The 15,135-nt window shown below is 64.7% G+C and carries 13 protein-coding genes; 4 read left to right on the forward strand and 9 right to left on the reverse strand.

The genetic code is table 11. The features are described from left to right. Window positions 1-115: 115 nt before the first annotated feature. The 4 genes from POR01S_RS07450 to POR01S_RS07470 all read right to left on the reverse strand — a co-directional run bounded on the left by POR01S_RS07450 (window position 116) and on the right by POR01S_RS07470 (window position 5,337). On the reverse strand, window positions 116-1,786 hold the full coding sequence (locus POR01S_RS07450; protein WP_027600470.1) for a Na/Pi cotransporter family protein: 1,671 nt from the start codon (window positions 1,784-1,786) through the stop codon (window positions 116-118). A 164-nt stretch (window positions 1,787-1,950) separates the two neighbouring features. Next, entirely contained in the window at window positions 1,951-2,703 is a 753-nt protein-coding gene (locus POR01S_RS07455; RefSeq protein WP_027598678.1) for a TerC family protein, read from the reverse strand. A gap of 116 nt (window positions 2,704-2,819) precedes the next feature. After that, window positions 2,820-4,154 (reverse strand): CitMHS family transporter, encoded by a 1,335-nt coding sequence (locus POR01S_RS07460; protein WP_027598679.1) that lies wholly within the window; start codon window positions 4,152-4,154, stop codon window positions 2,820-2,822. Window positions 4,155-4,395: 241 nt separating this feature from the next. Continuing rightward, complete coding sequence (locus tag POR01S_RS07470; RefSeq protein WP_042134904.1) at window positions 4,396-5,337, reverse strand: LysR family transcriptional regulator; 942 nt, start codon at window positions 5,335-5,337, stop codon at window positions 4,396-4,398. Between the two features lie 99 nt (window positions 5,338-5,436). On the opposite strand from POR01S_RS07470, the gene POR01S_RS07475 reads away from it, so the two are divergent. Beyond that, window positions 5,437-6,189, forward strand: coding sequence for an SDR family oxidoreductase (locus POR01S_RS07475; protein WP_042134907.1), 753 nt, complete (start codon window positions 5,437-5,439; stop codon window positions 6,187-6,189). 75 nt (window positions 6,190-6,264) lie between these two features. On the opposite strand, the gene POR01S_RS07480 is transcribed toward POR01S_RS07475, so the two are convergent. Next, entirely contained in the window at window positions 6,265-7,167 is a 903-nt protein-coding gene (locus POR01S_RS07480; protein WP_042134909.1) for a homocysteine S-methyltransferase family protein, read from the reverse strand. Window positions 7,168-7,267: 100 nt separating this feature from the next. On the opposite strand from POR01S_RS07480, the gene POR01S_RS07485 reads away from it, so the two are divergent. The 3 genes from POR01S_RS07485 (at window position 7,268) to POR01S_RS23665 (ending at window position 9,297) form a co-directional block, all read left to right on the forward strand. Then, a complete protein-coding gene (locus POR01S_RS07485) occupies window positions 7,268-8,095 on the forward strand; it encodes an ABC transporter substrate-binding protein (protein WP_042134911.1) in 828 nt (275 codons plus the stop codon). Then, window positions 8,092-8,898, forward strand: a complete 807-nt coding sequence (locus POR01S_RS07490; RefSeq protein WP_042134914.1) for an amino acid ABC transporter permease — start codon at window positions 8,092-8,094, stop codon at window positions 8,896-8,898. The genes POR01S_RS07485 and POR01S_RS07490 overlap by 4 nt, the downstream gene beginning before the upstream one ends. 123 nt (window positions 8,899-9,021) lie before the next feature. Further along, the gene (locus POR01S_RS23665; RefSeq protein ID WP_145249010.1) at window positions 9,022-9,297 is read left to right on the forward strand and encodes a hypothetical protein; all 276 of its coding nucleotides are present in this window, start codon (window positions 9,022-9,024) and stop codon (window positions 9,295-9,297) included. Between the two features lie 156 nt (window positions 9,298-9,453). Here the strand turns inward: POR01S_RS23665 and POR01S_RS07495 are convergent, their stop codons facing one another. From POR01S_RS07495 to pdxR, 4 genes are all read right to left on the reverse strand, one after another. Next, the gene (locus tag POR01S_RS07495; RefSeq protein ID WP_042134915.1) at window positions 9,454-10,287 is read right to left on the reverse strand and encodes a hypothetical protein; all 834 of its coding nucleotides are present in this window, start codon (window positions 10,285-10,287) and stop codon (window positions 9,454-9,456) included. Window position 10,288: 1 nt separating this feature from the next. Further along, window positions 10,289-11,995, reverse strand: coding sequence for a hypothetical protein (locus tag POR01S_RS23670; RefSeq protein ID WP_042134917.1), 1,707 nt, complete (start codon window positions 11,993-11,995; stop codon window positions 10,289-10,291). Between the two features lie 15 nt (window positions 11,996-12,010). Further along, window positions 12,011-13,480: an OmpA family protein gene (locus POR01S_RS07505; RefSeq protein WP_147302575.1), complete on the reverse strand. Its 1,470-nt coding sequence runs from the start codon at window positions 13,478-13,480 to the stop codon at window positions 12,011-12,013. 231 nt (window positions 13,481-13,711) lie between these two features. Further along, window positions 13,712-15,130 (reverse strand): MocR-like pyridoxine biosynthesis transcription factor PdxR, encoded by a 1,419-nt coding sequence (gene pdxR / locus POR01S_RS07510; RefSeq protein WP_042134921.1) that lies wholly within the window; start codon window positions 15,128-15,130, stop codon window positions 13,712-13,714. Between the last annotated feature and the right edge of the window lie 5 nt (window positions 15,131-15,135).

The raw sequence follows: 15,135 nt of genomic DNA on the forward strand, positions 1-15,135 counted from the left end.
AGCCCTCTCCCCAGGGGAGAGGGGGCCATCCGAAGTGGCGCTCAACTTCATTGGTACTGACAAGATCAGATCAGTCGCGTGGATGACGGTGCAGCCTCATCCATTAAACCCAACCTCAGGCCCCACCCGACTCCTCCCGCCCTTCCACCGGCAGTTCGTGCTCGGTGGCGTAGCCGGCGTCGGCCGCCTCCAGCACGCCATGGGCGATGCTGCAGAACAGCGAATTGACCCGGCGCATGTCGCTGAGCAGGCCCAGGTGCAGGGAGCTGGTCTCGAAGCTCTCCACCACCTGCTGGTGCAGCCGCTCGACGTGGGCATGGGCATAGCGCCGCTCCAGCAGGCGGAAGCGCTGCTTGAGCCGGCGCAGGCGGCGCGCCGCGTCCAGGTCGCCGGAGAGATAGACCGACAGGCACAGCTTGAGGCTGTCGACCAGCAGCCGGTGCAGGGCGGAAAGTTCGTCCACCCCGGAAGCCGAGAAGGAACGGCGGGCGGCGATCTTCTTGCTGTCGACGTCGCTAGCCATGCGCTCGATCAGGTCGCCGGCCTGCTCCAGGTTGATCGCCAGTTCGATGGTCTCGGCCCAGCGCCGGCTGTCGCGCTCGTCCAGGTCGTCGCGCGGCATGCGCGCCAGGTACAACTTGATCGCCGTGTAGAGGGCGTCGACGTCGTCGTCGAGACGGCGCACCTCGCGGGCCAGCTGCTTGTCGCCGGCGTTGATCAGCACCAGCAGGTGCTGCAGCATCTGCTCGATGACGTCGCCCATGCGCAGGAGCTCGCGGGAGGCATTGGTCAGCGCCAGGGCCGGGGTGTCGAGGGCGGCGGTGTCCAGGTGGCGCGGCCGCAGGATGGTCTCGGCGCTGTCCTTGGCCGGCAGCATGGCGGTGCAGAAGCGCGCCAGGGGCCCGGTCAGCGGCAGGAACAGCAGGCAGCGCACCAGGTTGTAGGCGACGTGGAAGCCGATCACCACCTCGGCGTCATTGAAGTCGTAGCCCTGCAGCCAGTCGGCCAAGAGGCCGATCCAGGGCAGCACCAGGATGCAGCCGGCGAGCTTGAACAGCAGGCTGCCCACCGCCACCCGCCGTGCCTCCACGCCCTGCTTGGCCGCGCCCATCAGCGCCAGCACGCCGCTGCCCAGGTTGGCGCCCACCACCAGGCACAGCGCCACCTTGAGCGAGATGACCCCGGAGCCGGCCAGGGTGGCGGTCAGCAGCACCGCAGCCAGGCTGGAATAGGAGACCATGGCGAAGACCGCGCCGGTCAGGGCATCAAGCAGCTGGTCGCCGGTCAGCGAGGAGAACAGCACCTTGACCCCGGCCGCGTGGGTCATCGGCGAGGCGGCTTCGACGATCAGCTGCAGCGCCAGGATGATCAGCCCCAGGCCGATGGCGACCCGGCCGAGCTGGCCGGCGCGGGTCTGCTTGCGACCGAGAAAGAACACCACGCCCAGAAAGATCAGCAGCGGCGACAGCCAGGACAGGTCGAAGGTCAGCACCCGCGCCATCAGCGCGGTGCCCACGTCGGCGCCGAGCATGATGGCCAGCGCCGGGGTGAGCGGCACCAGGCCCTGGGCGACGAAGGAGGTCACCAGCAGCGCCGTGGCGTTGCTGCTCTGCACCAGGGCGGTGACGGCGATACCGGAAAGAAAGGCCAGCGGCATGCGCTGCATGCTGCGGCTGAGCACCCGGCGCAGACTGGCGCCGTATACCCGCAGGATGCCGGTGCGCACGATATGGGTGCCCCACACCAGCAGGGCCACAGCGGATAGCAGATTGAGCAGTGTCAGCATCGTGGCGCCCTCCCGGCGCGTGTCCAAGAGCTCCTGGCGAGCTTGTCACAAAATCGTAATGACCGTTCTGCACAGACGCACGAGCCCGAAGGCAGGGCACCTTCGGGCTCGTGGGGACTTGCTGGATTAGGCGGCGGAGAGCCGGGTGGGTTCCGCCGCTGGGCTCAGATCTGCTCTTTGCGCAGCTTGACCGCTTCGCGGGCCTTGGCCTTGCCGCGCAGGCGGATGTTGATGGCTTCCACCGCCAGCGAGAAGGCCATGGCGAAGTAGACGTAGCCCTTGGGCACGTGGACCTCGAAGGCCTCGGCGATGAGCACGGTGCCGACCACGATCAGGAAGGACAGCGCCAGCATCTTCAGACTCGGGTGCTTGTCGATGAAAGTGCTAATGGCGCCGGCCGCCAGCATCATCACCAGCACCGCGACGATGATCGCCGCGACCATGACCGGCACGTGGCTGACCATGCCGACCGCGGTGATCACCGAGTCCAGCGAGAAGACGATGTCGATGATGGCGATCTGGATGATGGTGCCGATGAAGCCGCTGCCCTTCTTCGTGGGCGCGTCTTCGTCCTGCTCTTCCTCGCCTTCCAGGCCGTGGTAGATCTCGGCGCTGCTCTTCCACAGGAGGAACAGGCCGCCGAAGAAGAGGATGAGGTCACGGCCGGAGATGCCTTGGCCGAAGACGAAGAACAGGTCGGCGGTGAGGCGCATCACCCAGGTGATGGACAGCAGCAGCAGGATGCGGGTGACCATGGCCAGGGCCAGGCCGAAGAACCGGGTCCGCGCCTGCATGTGCTTGGGCATGCGGCTGACCAGGATGGAGATCATGATGATGTTGTCGATGCCGAGGACGATCTCCAGGGCCGTCAGGGTAAAGAAGGCGACCCAGATTTCCGGGTTGGTCAACCAGTCCATTGCAAATCCTCTCGTAGCTAAGGCGCGCTCGGGCGCGCGCTCTAATGGAAAAGGCGCATCGGGCGACGCGCCGTTTTCGAACAGCCGGCAAGGCTAGTCGTAGCTCTGGCAAAACTCTAGCGGCTGTACAGCGGAAACACACCCAGTAACAAAGCGCCGACCAGCAGGAACATGCAGGTCACGGTGGCCCACTTCAGGGTGAAGCGCTGATGGTCGCCGAATTCCACCTTGGCCAGGCCCACCAGCAGGTAGGTCGAGGGCACCAGCGGGCTGAGCAGGTGCACGGGCTGACCGACGATGGAGGCCCGGGCGATCTCCACCGGACTGATGCCATAGGCCGCGGCGGCCTCGGCCAGCACCGGCAGCACGCCGAAGTAGAAGGCGTCGTTGGAGATGAAGAAGGTGAACGGCAGGCTGACCAGGGCGGTGATCACCGCCATGTACGGGCCCAGGGCGTCCGGGATCACCGCCAGCAGGCCCTTGGACATGGCGTCGACCATGCCGGTACCCGAGAGGATGCCGGTGAAGATGCCCGCGGCGAAGATCAGCGAGACCACCGCCAGGACGTTTTCGGCATGGGCGGCGATGCGCTGCTTCTGCATGTTCAGGCAACGGTAGTTGACGGTCATGGCGATGCCGAAGGCGATCATGAACAGCACCGGCATCGGCAGCACGCCCATGATCAGCGCGGCCATCAGCGCCAGGGTCAGCAGGCCGTTGAACCAGCGCAGGTGCGGGCGGCGGGCCTCGGCGCACTGGGAGACGGTGACGTCGGCGCCTTCGGTCTCGCCGATCTGCAGGATGCCCAGGCGCGCGCGCTCGCTGCGGCCATAGAGGTAGGCCAGGAAGAACAGCCAGGCGATGGCCAGCAGCATGGGCGCGATCATGGGCACGAAGACGTCGGCCGGATCCACGTGCAGGGCACTGGCGGCGCGCGCGGTCGGACCGCCCCAGGGGGTCAGGTTCATCACGCCACTGGAGAGCAGCATCAGGCAGGTCATGATCAGCGGATTCATGCCCAGGCGCCGGTACAGCGGGAACATGGCCGCCACGCAGATCATGTAGGTGGTCGAGCCGTCACCGTCCAGGGAGACCACCAGGGTCAGGAAGACGGTACCCATGGCCACCTTGAGCGGATCGCCCTTGACCAGCTTGAGGATCCAGCGCACCGCCGGATCGAACAGGCCGGTGTCGATCATCACCGCGAAGTAGAGGATCGCGAACAACAGCATCACGCCGGTGGGCGCCAGTTTGCGGATGCCGTCGAGCATCATCGGGCCGAGGGCGTCGAGCTTGACGTGGCCGAGGCTGGCGAATTCGCTGGACAGCGCCCAGGCCAGCACGGCGAAGGCGATCGGCACCATGGTCAGGGCGATCAGCGGAGACAGGCGCTTGGTCATGATCAGGTACATGAAGGTCATGACCATGGCGAAGCCGAGGAAAGTCAGCATGGGAATACCTCTGAATTTTCGCGAAGAGAAGGAAGATCAGCCGCGGCGCAGGGGCGCGGGGAGGGCGAAAATCCAGGGGAGAGGGGCGCGCGGGGACGCCTGGAAGGACAGATACGACATGGCAAGAATCCTGGTTATTTTTGTAGGCACGTCGCCCGCTCACGGGGGCGGGTCTTGAGGGGATCCTAAGAGGTCAACCTTTCGCCAGCCTTGCGTGGTGGCGAGTGGATGTTGCCGGATGTCACGAAGCCGACACAGGCGGGGGCTGTTCGGCCCGCTGCCAGCCCGGGATGCTCAGGTGCTCGACGAAGAAATCGAGCAGCACCTGGATCTTGGTGGGTCGGCTGCGCGCCGAGGGGGTCACGAAGTAGAGGCCGCCACGGGTCAGCTGCCAGTCCGGCAGCAGCTGCACCAACCGGCCATCGGCCAGGTAGTCGGCGGCGATGAAGTCCGGCAACTCGGCGATGGCGAGGCCTTCCAGCAGCACCGGCAGCAGGGCTTCGGAATTGGTGACGCGCAGGGGGCCACGGGGTAGCACGCTTTCTTCGCGACCCTCGTCCCCGCTGAAGCGCCACACCTGGCTGCGCGCCCGATAGGCATAGCTCAGGCAGGCATGGTCGGTCAGTTCCTGCGGATGGCTTGGCCAGCCGTGGCGCTCGACATAGGCCGGCGCCGCCACCAGCAGCTGGCTCACCGCGCAGAGCCGCCGGGCGACCAGCGAGGAGTCCGGCAAGGCGGCGATGCGCAGGGCGGCGTCGAAACCCTCCGCCACCAGATCCACGGTGGCATCGGACAGGTGCAGATCCACCGACAGCTGGGGATAGCGGCGCAGCAGCTCGGGTAGCAGCGGCGCCACCCAGCGCAGGCCGAAGGCCATGGGCACCGCCAGCCGCACCTGGCCACGGGGCTGCACGGCGCGGGCCTGGGCAGCGCTTTCGGTCGCCTCCGCCTGGCGATAGAGATCACCGGCCTGAGCGGCCAGCTCGCGGCCGAATTCGGTCAGCGCCAGCTGCCGCGAGGTGCGATTGAACAGCCGCCCGCCGAGGCGTTCCTCCAGGCGCGTCACCGCCCGCGAGACGGTGGCCACCGACACGCCCAGTACCCGCGCCGCGGCGGCGAAGGAGCCCTCTTCGGCGACCTTGGCGAACATCGCCAACCCTTCGAAATCCGGCAATCTGTTCATTTCATTTCTGCAACGATAACTTGCCAATCATTCTATTTTGCAGGAACGCCAGGGTCGATAGGCTGATTCCACCTGATCACAACCCTCGGAGTTCCCGCCATGACCCTCAAGCTCGCAGACAAGATCGCCCTCGTCACCGGCGCCACCAGCGGCATCGGCCTGGCCGCTGCCAAACTCTTCGCCCAGCAGGGCGCCCACGTCATCCTCACCGGTCGGCGGCAGGCGGAACTGGACGCCGCGGTCGCCCAGGTCGGCAATGCCACCGGCATCGCCGTGGACTCCTCCCGCCTGGACCAGCTCGATGCCCTCTATGAGCGCATCCGCCGCGAGCACGGACGACTCGATGTGCTCTACGTCAACGCCGGGGGCGGCAGCATGCTGCCCCTCGCCGAGGTGACCGAGGCCCACTACGACGACACCTTCGATCGCAACGTGAAGGGGGTGCTGTTCACCGTGCAGAAGGCTCTGCCGCTGCTGGCGGACCATGCCTCGGTGATCCTCGCCGGCTCCAACGCCGCCAGTACCGGCACCCCGGCCTTCAGCGTCTATGGCGCCTCCAAGGCCGCCGTGCGCGCCTTCGCCCGCAACTGGATCCTGGAGCTGCAGGGCCGCGGCATCCGCATCAACACCCTGAGTCCGGGCGCCACCCGCACCCCCGGCCTGGTGGAGCTGGCCGGTCCGGATGCCGCTCAGCGGCAGGGCCTGCTGGACCACCTGGCCAGCCAGATCCCCCTGGGTCGCGTCGGTGAGCCGGAGGAGATCGCCAGGGTCGCCCTGTTCCTGGCCTCCAGCGATTCCAGCTTCGTCAACGGCGCCGAGCTGTTCGCCGATGGTGGCCAGGCGCAGGTCTGAGCGGCGTCTGGCGGCCAGAAAAAAGCGGACAGCGCCCGGGGCGCTGTCCGCTTTTTTGCCGACCTAATGCGGGCGTCAGCCGCGCAATCGCGTGTTGAGTACGGCGATATGCTCCGGACCGATGCCGCAGCAGCCGCCGATCAGACTCGCACCACGCGCCTGCCAGTCCTGGGCGAAGCTCAGGTAGCCGGGCGGATCCAGGTCCGGACGCAGGGGGTCGAGGCCATCATTGGCGGTGGCCTCTTCCGGCTGGGGCGGGAAGGCGTTGGCATAGGCGCCAAAGGGAATCTCGACACCCGCCGCGGCAAAGGTCGCCCGCGCGGTATCCAGCGCCGCGGCCATCACCTCGGGCTGGCTGCAATTGAACAGCAGGGCACCAGCGCCCAGCTCCACCGCCAGCTGCGCGGCCGCGACCACCGGCTCGCCGGATCTCAGCCGCGGGGTCTCGTCGACGTCTTCGTCCTTGAGGGTGAAGGACAGCCACAGCGGCTTGCCGTCCCCTGGCAGCCCGGCGGCGATGGCGCGCACCTCGGCCAGGGAGCTCTGGGTTTCCGCCAGCCAGAGATCTACATGGGGCGCCAGGCCGCGGATCAGCGGCTGCAGCACCTCGTCCACCCGCGCCGGCTCGAACAGATCGGGGCGATAGGAGCCGAACAGCGGCGGCAGCGACCCCGCCACCCGCACCGGCTGACCGCTGGCCACCACCGCCTGCCGTGCCAGCTGGCCGGCCCGCGCGGCCAGGGCCTCGCCTTCGGCGGCGAAGCGCGCTTCGCCGATATGGAAGGGCACCACCGCATAGCTGTTGCTGGTGATCACCTGGGCGCCGGCCTCGATATAGGCGCGGTGCACCGCCTCCACCTGCTCCGGCGCCTCGCTCAGGGCCAGGGCCGACCATTCCGGCTGACGGAAGGGCGCGCCGCGGCGCTGTAGCTCGCGGCCCATGCCACCGTCGAGAAGCACAAGATTCATGTTGGCCATATAGCTATTTCACTTTTCCTTATAACCAAAACGGAGTTCAATATCGGTTCTCATATCTCTCTAATACCAGGCCCTCTTACCCTTTGCAAAGGACGCCCCCATGAGAACCGCTCTGCTATCGGCCCTCGGCCTGACCCTGGCGCTGGTCGCCACCTCGGCCTCGGCCGGGGCCACCCTGGACCGCGTCAAGGCCAAGGGCGAGCTGGTCAATGTGCTCATGGAGAGCTATCCGCCCTTCTCCCAGCTCAATGCCCAGAACCAGCTGGAAGGCTTCGACGTGGACGTGGCCAAGGCCGTGGCCGACAAGCTCGGCGTCAAGCTGCGCCTGGAAACCCCTTCCTGGGACGTGATCGCCGCCGGTCGCTGGAGCGGTCGCTACGACGTCTGCATCTGCTCCATGACGCCCAGCCAGGCGCGTGCCCAGGTGTTCGATTTCCCGGTCAACTACTACGCCTCGCCGGCGGTGATCGTGGTCAACGCCGGTGACGACCGCATCCACGGCGCCAAGGACCTCTCTGGCAAGAAGGTCGGCGTCACCAGCGCCTCTTCCTATGAGAGCTACCTGAACAAGGACCTGACCATCGAGGGCCAGGAAGACAAGCCGCTGAGCTATCCCTTCGACGATGTCCAGGTGGTGCCCTTCCCCGACGACAACGTCGCCTTCCAGGACCTCGGCCTGGGCGCCGGCAAGCGCCTGGACGCGGTGCTGACCAACCTGGTGACGGCCCAGCCGCGCCTGGCCCAGGACAGCAAGTTCAAACTGGCCGGCGCGCCGCTCTATGCCGAGCCCAACGCCGTGGCCATCGAGAAGGGTGATCCGGAATTCGCCGCCACGCTGCGCGAGATCATCGAAGGGCTACGCCAGGATGGCACCCTGAAGCGGATCTCCGAGAAGTGGATCGGCGCCGACATCACCCAAGCCCCATGAGTGACCTACCACCCCCGGCCCAGCGCCGCCCCCTGCTGAGCTTTCGTACCCGCGTCTGGCTGACCTGGCTGGCGCTGCTGGCCGGGGGCGTGGTCTTCGTGCTCGGCTTCGACCTCAAGTTCGCCAGCGTCTGGCCGCGCCTGCCCAACCTGGTGGGTTGGCGCCTGGGCCCCAACGGCTTCCTGCAGGGCGCGGCCCTGACGCTGTTCCTCAGCCTCAGCTCCATCCTGGTGTCGGTGCTGCTGGGCTTCGCCGCGGCCCTGGGCCGGCTGTCGTCCAGCGCCCTGGCCTATGGCGTGGCGACCTTCTACGCCTCCTTCTTTCGCGGCACCCCGCTGCTGATCCAGATCCTGCTGATCTACCTGGGCCTGCCGCAGATCGGCGTGGTGCCCGGCGCCATCAGCGCCGGCATCCTCGCCCTGTCGCTGAACTATGGCGCCTACCTCAGCGAGATCTTTCGCGCTGGCCTGCTCGGCGTCCCCGCCGGTCAGCGCGAGGCGGCCCTGGCCCTGGGCCTGGCGCCACGGGTGATCTTCTGGCGCGTCACCCTGCCCCAGGCCATGCGCAGCATCATCCCGCCCACCACCAGCCAGTTCATCTCCATGCTCAAGGACTCCTCCCTGGTCTCGGTGATGGGTGTCTGGGAGGTGATGTTCCTCGCCCAGTCCTATGGCCGCTCCAGCTATCGCTATCTTGAAATGCTGACCACCGCCGCGGTGCTCTACTGGCTGATGTCCCTGGCCATGGAGTTCCTGCAGTCGCGCCTGGAGCGGCACTACGGGAAGGCGTATCGGGGGCGTTAGAGTCGCTTGGTCGGGCGGAGGCAAAGGACGATGCCCGATCGACGTCGGCAGCGCGTTTGATAGAGTCTTCTTGCCACCAACTACTGGCTGGTCCTTGCTGTTATGAGCAGAACCGGAGGCCATATGACTGAGACAGAAACCACTACTCAAAAGCTGGCCCGCTTTGAAACGGCGCGCTTTGCACTTGAATCACTGATGGCCAACTGTTCTCGGCTGATCTATGCAGAAGAGGCAAAACCAGAGCCGGATCAGGTATGTGTCGATCAGCTGAGGGCCAGGCGGCGCGAATACCGCAGACTTCGTAACGGTCTGGACTTCGACAATCGAAGACAGATCGAGGACGCCATAGCCACCTATGGTCCCCAGGCAAAAGCCGCTATGCCGCAGGCAGAGAGATAGGATCCTGGTACAAGCCGATCGACCGGGCGCCAACCGGGATGAATGCCGACCGAATTTGCTGAAGCCAGCGTCGAAAAGGCTGCTCTTCAAAGGATCACACCCGCTATAGGAGGAGTGATCCTTTGAAATTGCAGTTAAGGCAGCAGGATCCAGCAGTTACTTGAGATCGGTGGTCAGCTCTGGCGTACCAAAGCTGACGAGCGTGGCATTGGAACGTTCGAAATAGCCCTGCCAGAAACGTTCGAGACTCTGCAGTACCTTGCCTGAACGATAGGCGCCTTTGGCATCGTCACCGATCAGCCCCGCGCCCATCACATAAACCCGGGCGCCGTGCAGTTGGGCGAACAGTTCCTTCTTCTCTACCTTGGCCAGCTCGGCTGCAGGGTCGATTCCACGAATGCGGTTAGCTTGATAGAAGCTGCCGAAGTCGCTGTTTTCCAGCATGTCGGATACCAGCAGAATGACCTGATCCGCGCTGGGCTCCTGGCCTAGGTCTTCACCAATTTTCTTGAGGCTGGCGAAGATTTCGCTGCGCGATATCTCCTCGTTCGGCTTGCCGAAACTCTCGACGAATTGCTTGCCGAATGTCTTCTGGAAAAAGGCGGCCTGCTGTTGCAGACAGGTATCGAGTTTCTTGAGACTGGCATTGCCGATATGGTTACGCACCTTGCCAACCAACGGTTTTTCCAGGACGCCGGCGAACTGCAACTTCATGTAGTTGTTCTGCAACAGCGCCGAAAATTGATAGAGCTTGATGCTGTCGCCGGGCTGCAGGTATCTCAGGGTGTGCTCCCAGGCACTGCTTTTCAGCGCCTGGGGCATATTGACCGTTTCATCGATGACCACCGTCAACGCTCGCCCCGACGCGGCTGGCTGTTCGCTGGCCAATTGCGCATAGCTGTAGCAGCTCGGCAGGTCGTTACGTTCAGCCGCCATTGCCGCAGGCGCCAATAGCAGACCCGCGATTGCCAGGGTTACGGTCAGACGCATTTCAGGCACCCTCTTTCTTGGCGCGTTTTATCGCCACCTGCACTTTCTGCTTGCTCAGCAGCGCGGCGTTGTCGATACCCAACTCTTCGCCAATAGCGGTCAGTTCTTCGGGCGAATAGACCGTGAGATCGCCCAGATTGGCGATCAAGGCGTTCTGGTCCAAGGCAGCCGTGGGCTCCGGTGCCGATACCGGTGCTGGTACAGATACTGGTGCTGGTGCTGGTGCTGGTGCTGGTGCTGGTGCTGGTGCTTCAACGGTCGCGCTCGACGAGCGCTCAGGAGCTGAGACTTCAGTAATAGCCGCCGCGTTGTTGAGCGCAGCCAATTCACGTTGCAAGGCCTGCTTTTCCCTGGCGGTATCGAGCGCCTTACGCATTTCTTCCAACTCGTTGGCGGCCGCACGCGCTTTTTTCTGCTGCTGATTTTCGCTGTTCTGCCGCTCCTTCTCGTTGGCATAGAGCGCAAAGCTCCGACGCGGACCACGGTCAGCACTACCGCCTAGAGAATGACGATGCTCGATCCGCTCTTGCAGGCTGCTGAGCTTGGCCTCGGCATCTCGGGCGACTCGATCACGCTGACTCTGCTGATAGGCCGCGAATTCACTGGCACTGCTGAAGCCGGAGATATAGCCCGCTGCTTCCCGTGACTGGGTGCCTGCGAACGAACGGAAAACGCCGATCAGGATGCCGATGATCTGCACGCCGATGAAAATGACCGACAGGATGAAGAAGGTGAGTTTGTAGGCGAAGATCCGATCGCCCGCGACCTCACTGGCCGCACGCTGGTCAGCCGCCTGCCCATCGGCAGTGGCTTCGCTGGGCAGTTGGAAAGGCGAGGCGTCTGGCGTGAGCGCCGAACCGCTACCCGAAGCATAGGGCGAACCGTTTACCTGCTGGGTCTCCAGTTCGTTGATGGTGGAGGCTCGGATGAAGTAGGCACCAATGGCCAGCGTCAGGATAAGCGCCGTAGCAATGATGGTGGTCCACCAGGTCGGGGAGACCGTGGCGTTGTGCTTTACCCGATTGATGATATGCAGGTACTTGGGCTCTTTATCATCGAGACCGGTACGGTCCAGATCGACGTTGGCATCGGCCTGAAGATCCTTGGCATTGTTGTTGCGCCGAGCCTGCCGATGCCATTCGCGAGCCTTGCTGATAAGGCCGTTGCGGTGAATCTCGGCGCCCATGAGGTGGGTAGCAGGAACCAGAATCGTACCGATCAGCAGGGAGATGACGATGGCCGAGAATTCCGCCTGGTTGGCGGAAATGTTGTTGGCAATGAAAGGCGCCAGTACCAGGGCGAAGATGAACGCCTCGAGGATCACTAGAAAGATGCTGCCAATCCACAGTGGCAATCCCGTGGGTTTGCGGCCGCGCTCTTCCACCTTGTTCAGATAGTTTGCGCATTTGTCGTAGAAGGCTGCGTCCTTGTTCACGCGCTCGTAATAGCGATGGTATTTCGCGCACAGTTCGCGCTCAGCCTTGTACCAGGCCGTCCCTCCTTCTTCGCGATCCTGCATGAGATCGCGCTTGGACGCCTTGGCGATAAAGCCTACGACCGGAAAGCTGACGCCCAGATTGAGGAAGAAGTACTTGACCTCCTCCCACCAGCGGATAATTACCACGACCAGCACCAACAGACTGATCAGCGGCCATATCACGTAGCGATAAGCCGCCAGCGCTGTAGTCAACGTCTCGAAAAGTTCCATGTTTCGTCCCCGGAATCAGCCGCGCACAGGCGCGTAAGTCGCTATGTAAGGCTTGGTGCCATTGTCGTAAAACAGGTCGCCGTCGATACTTTTGTCGCCGGTCTTTTTAATTACTACATCAATACAACTTACCGGTGCCTGCTCGGGTTGTTCCAAGAAGACCCGATAGAGAATGGCGTCTTCACCTTCATAGGTATTGGCGACGGCCGTATAGGCATCGCTGGGTCCGCCTTTGTTTTTTTCATAGTTCTGGGTGACGAAGACTTTCGGATCCTTCACCAGCGCAGCGTTATCACGCAGCACGGCAACCGGCGACAGGGTCACCAGATGGCCATTGACCAAGCCGGCCCAGGCGCGTCCGTTCATGCCTGGCAGGTATTCGCGCGTGGCATGGTCAGATAGCGCAGCGCCGGTGGCGAAGCTTTTGACCTCGCCGCTGACGCGCGGGGCGTCCTGCTGACAGCTGCTCATGGGCACCTGGGCGTAGGCAGTGGAGATCAGCGTGAATCCACCGCTTTTCGGACGCAGGGCCTGACCCAGCTTCCAGTCACCGCTGGCAACCGGCTGACCGCCGAAATCGATTTTCGCCACGCTCGGCTTCGCCTGCCGAGGCGCCTCGGCATCAGCCGTCTTGACGGTTTTCGACGAAGCCGTGGCAACAGCCGGTTTTTTACTCTCGGGCTTGGCCACGGACTCCGTGGCGGTGCCATGGGCCAGATACTTGGCGTTGTTCTTTTCCGCGTTGATACGCTTGACCAGCATCGCCTTGTCGTTCAACTCGACGATCTCGACGCGACGGTTCTTGCCACGCTCGAGCGGATCGCTGTTGTCGGCGATGGGGCGTGAGGCGCCGGCACCCTGGAAGTACATGCGATCTCGCGAAATGCCCTGCTCGACCAGAATGCTTGCTACCGCCCGTGCGCGCTGTTCCGACAGCGCCTGGTTGATGGCCGGTGTGCCGGTAGCGTCGGTATGGCCAACGATAAGAATGGGTGTGGCTTCCTTGCCAACATAGGCACTGGCAAGCTTGGCGAGCTTGCGGCGACCTTCGTCGTTGAGCTGGGCACTCCCTGTCGGGAACATGCCTTCATCGGCGATCTGAGCCACCAGCCCCGCTTCTTGGGGCGCAGCCGAAGGCGTAGCGGCGGCAGTCTGCAACGTTTCCACCTGAAGCGGGATCTTCTCCTGCTCAGCGATCTGCTTGAGTCGCTCGAGACGATTCTTGTAGGCCAGGGCGGCGCCACAGCCAACCGAGGCGCCGACCACGGCCCCGGCGATCAGCGTCGCACCATCGCCCTTGGCCAGCGCAGCCGCGGCTACGCCTGTAGCGGCGCCGAGGAAACCGCCAGCCAGACAGTTGACGGTACGACTTTGGCCGCTGGAAAAATTATCGACGGTGGCGCAGCCGGTAACGCCCAGGGAAATGGCTACGGCCAGCGCAGCAAGGCGAACTGGCCGGGAAGGAAGCAAAGAAGCCTGACTCACGTAAGTAACTCCTGGTTACTGGAGATAACGGATAACCAGGATGAAACGACCTATGATGTTTCATCCATGAAAACGGCGGGTGCTCTATCTAGCAGGATAGAAGCCTGGATTATATCCCGATATCGGGGATGGCAAGTGAAGCACAAGTAGGTTCAATTGCAATGACAGCCAAACTAGCGTCAGCCTAATAATCTCAAGGCAATATCATAACTAACGTTATTGCCTTCATAACTACTCACTCCAGGCCTCCCGCAGCCTGGCCAGCGCCTCCTTGATCCGCGCCTCCGGCACCGCCGCGAAGCCCAGCACCAATCCGGCGCGGACGTCGGGCGGGGTCGGGCCCTCGGGCAGCCAGTAGCGCGACAGCGCGTTGAGTTCCACATCGACCGCGGCCGCCCGCGCTACCAGTTCGGCTTCGCGAGCCAGCTGGGTGACCGGCAGGCACAGATGCAGGCCGGCCACTGGCACACCCGGCGGGGCGCAGCCGGCGACCTCTGGCCAGCCGGCCAGCAGGGCATCACGGCGACTGCGCGCGGCCCGACGCATGCGCCGGATATGGCGCTGGAAATGACCCTGCTCGATGAAATCGGCCATGACCGTCTGGGTGGCGCTGTCGAGATGGCGGATGCCGGCCCGTTGCAGCTCCAGCAGCGCCGGCACCAGCGCGGGCGGGGCCACCAGATAGCCCAGGCGCAGGCCGGGAAAGGCGATCTTGGAAAAGGTGCCGACATAGAGCACCCGACCGTGGCGATCCAGCGCGGCCAGGGGCGCCAGCGGCGCACCCTGGTAGCGGTATTCGCCGTCGTAGTCGTCCTCGACGATCCAGGCGTCCGTCTGCCGTGCCCAGTCCAAGAGCGCCAGGCGGCGCGGCAGGGACAGCACGGCGCCGGTGGGATACTGGTGCGAAGGGGTGACATAGACCAGTCGGCAGTCCCGCTGGCCAGCCAGTTGCTCCACCACCAGCCCTGCCGCATCCACCGGGATTCCCTGCAGCCGCGCCCCGCCACTCTGCAAGGCCAGGCCCGCGGCGCGATAGCCGGGATCCTCCATGGCCGCCAGGGCGCCGGGCGCCAGCAGCAGCCGGGCGCAGAGTTCGATGGCCTGCTGGGCGCCGCTGGTGATGAGGATCTGCTCGGGTGCGCAGACCAGGCCCCGCGCCTGGCGCAGATAGGCGCAGAGCAGGCGGCGCAGTCGCGGTTCGCCGCCGGGTTCGCGATAGCCCAGCAGCGCCGGCTCCGGCTGGCGCCAGAAACGCTGCTGCAGCCGCGCCCAGGTGGCGAAGGGAAACAGATCCACCGCCGGCAGGCCGACCCGAAAGGCGCACGGCGCGCCGGGCGGCACGCTGGCCAGGGGCAAGGGGGCGGCCCTGGTCGTGGCTTCGGGAGCGGCCAGCGCCCGGGTCAAGGGCGCGACATAGGTGCCGTCGCCCGGGCGGCTGTCGAGAAAACCTTCGGCCAGCAGCTGCTCGTAGGCGGCGGTCACGGTATTGCGCGAGATCCCCAGCAGCCGCGCCAGTTCGCGACTGGCCGGCAGCCGTACCCCGGCGGCCAGCTCACCGGCCAGGATGCGCTCGCGCAGGCCCTGGTAGAGCTGGCGCGCCAGCCCCCGACCCGGCTCCAGCAACAGCCCCGACGGCTCGAATCCCAGCATGGATT

The organism is Pseudomonas oryzihabitans NBRC 102199, from assembly GCF_000730625.1.
Taxonomy (GTDB): domain Bacteria; phylum Pseudomonadota; class Gammaproteobacteria; order Pseudomonadales; family Pseudomonadaceae; genus Chryseomonas; species Chryseomonas oryzihabitans.

What these genes read in the sequence shown, in the direction of transcription:
- POR01S_RS07450 (WP_027600470.1), bottom strand. Translation starts at nt 1,786, where the DNA reads ATGCTGACACTGCTCAATCTGCTATCCGCTGTGGCCCTGCTGGTGTGG.
- POR01S_RS07455 (WP_027598678.1), bottom strand. Translation starts at nt 2,703, where the DNA reads ATGGACTGGTTGACCAACCCGGAAATCTGGGTCGCCTTCTTTACCCTG.
- POR01S_RS07460 (WP_027598679.1), bottom strand. Translation starts at nt 4,154, where the DNA reads ATGCTGACTTTCCTCGGCTTCGCCATGGTCATGACCTTCATGTACCTG.
- POR01S_RS07470 (WP_042134904.1), bottom strand. Translation starts at nt 5,337, where the DNA reads ATGAACAGATTGCCGGATTTCGAAGGGTTGGCGATGTTCGCCAAGGTC.
- POR01S_RS07475 (WP_042134907.1), top strand. Translation starts at nt 5,437, where the DNA reads ATGACCCTCAAGCTCGCAGACAAGATCGCCCTCGTCACCGGCGCCACC.
- POR01S_RS07480 (WP_042134909.1), bottom strand. Translation starts at nt 7,167, where the DNA reads ATGGCCAACATGAATCTTGTGCTTCTCGACGGTGGCATGGGCCGCGAG.
- POR01S_RS07485 (WP_042134911.1), top strand. Translation starts at nt 7,268, where the DNA reads ATGAGAACCGCTCTGCTATCGGCCCTCGGCCTGACCCTGGCGCTGGTC.
- POR01S_RS07490 (WP_042134914.1), top strand. Translation starts at nt 8,092, where the DNA reads ATGAGTGACCTACCACCCCCGGCCCAGCGCCGCCCCCTGCTGAGCTTT.
- POR01S_RS23665 (WP_145249010.1), top strand. Translation starts at nt 9,022, where the DNA reads ATGACTGAGACAGAAACCACTACTCAAAAGCTGGCCCGCTTTGAAACG.
- POR01S_RS07495 (WP_042134915.1), bottom strand. Translation starts at nt 10,287, where the DNA reads ATGCGTCTGACCGTAACCCTGGCAATCGCGGGTCTGCTATTGGCGCCT.
- POR01S_RS23670 (WP_042134917.1), bottom strand. Translation starts at nt 11,995, where the DNA reads ATGGAACTTTTCGAGACGTTGACTACAGCGCTGGCGGCTTATCGCTAC.
- pdxR (WP_042134921.1), bottom strand. Translation starts at nt 15,130, where the DNA reads ATGCTGGGATTCGAGCCGTCGGGGCTGTTGCTGGAGCCGGGTCGGGGG.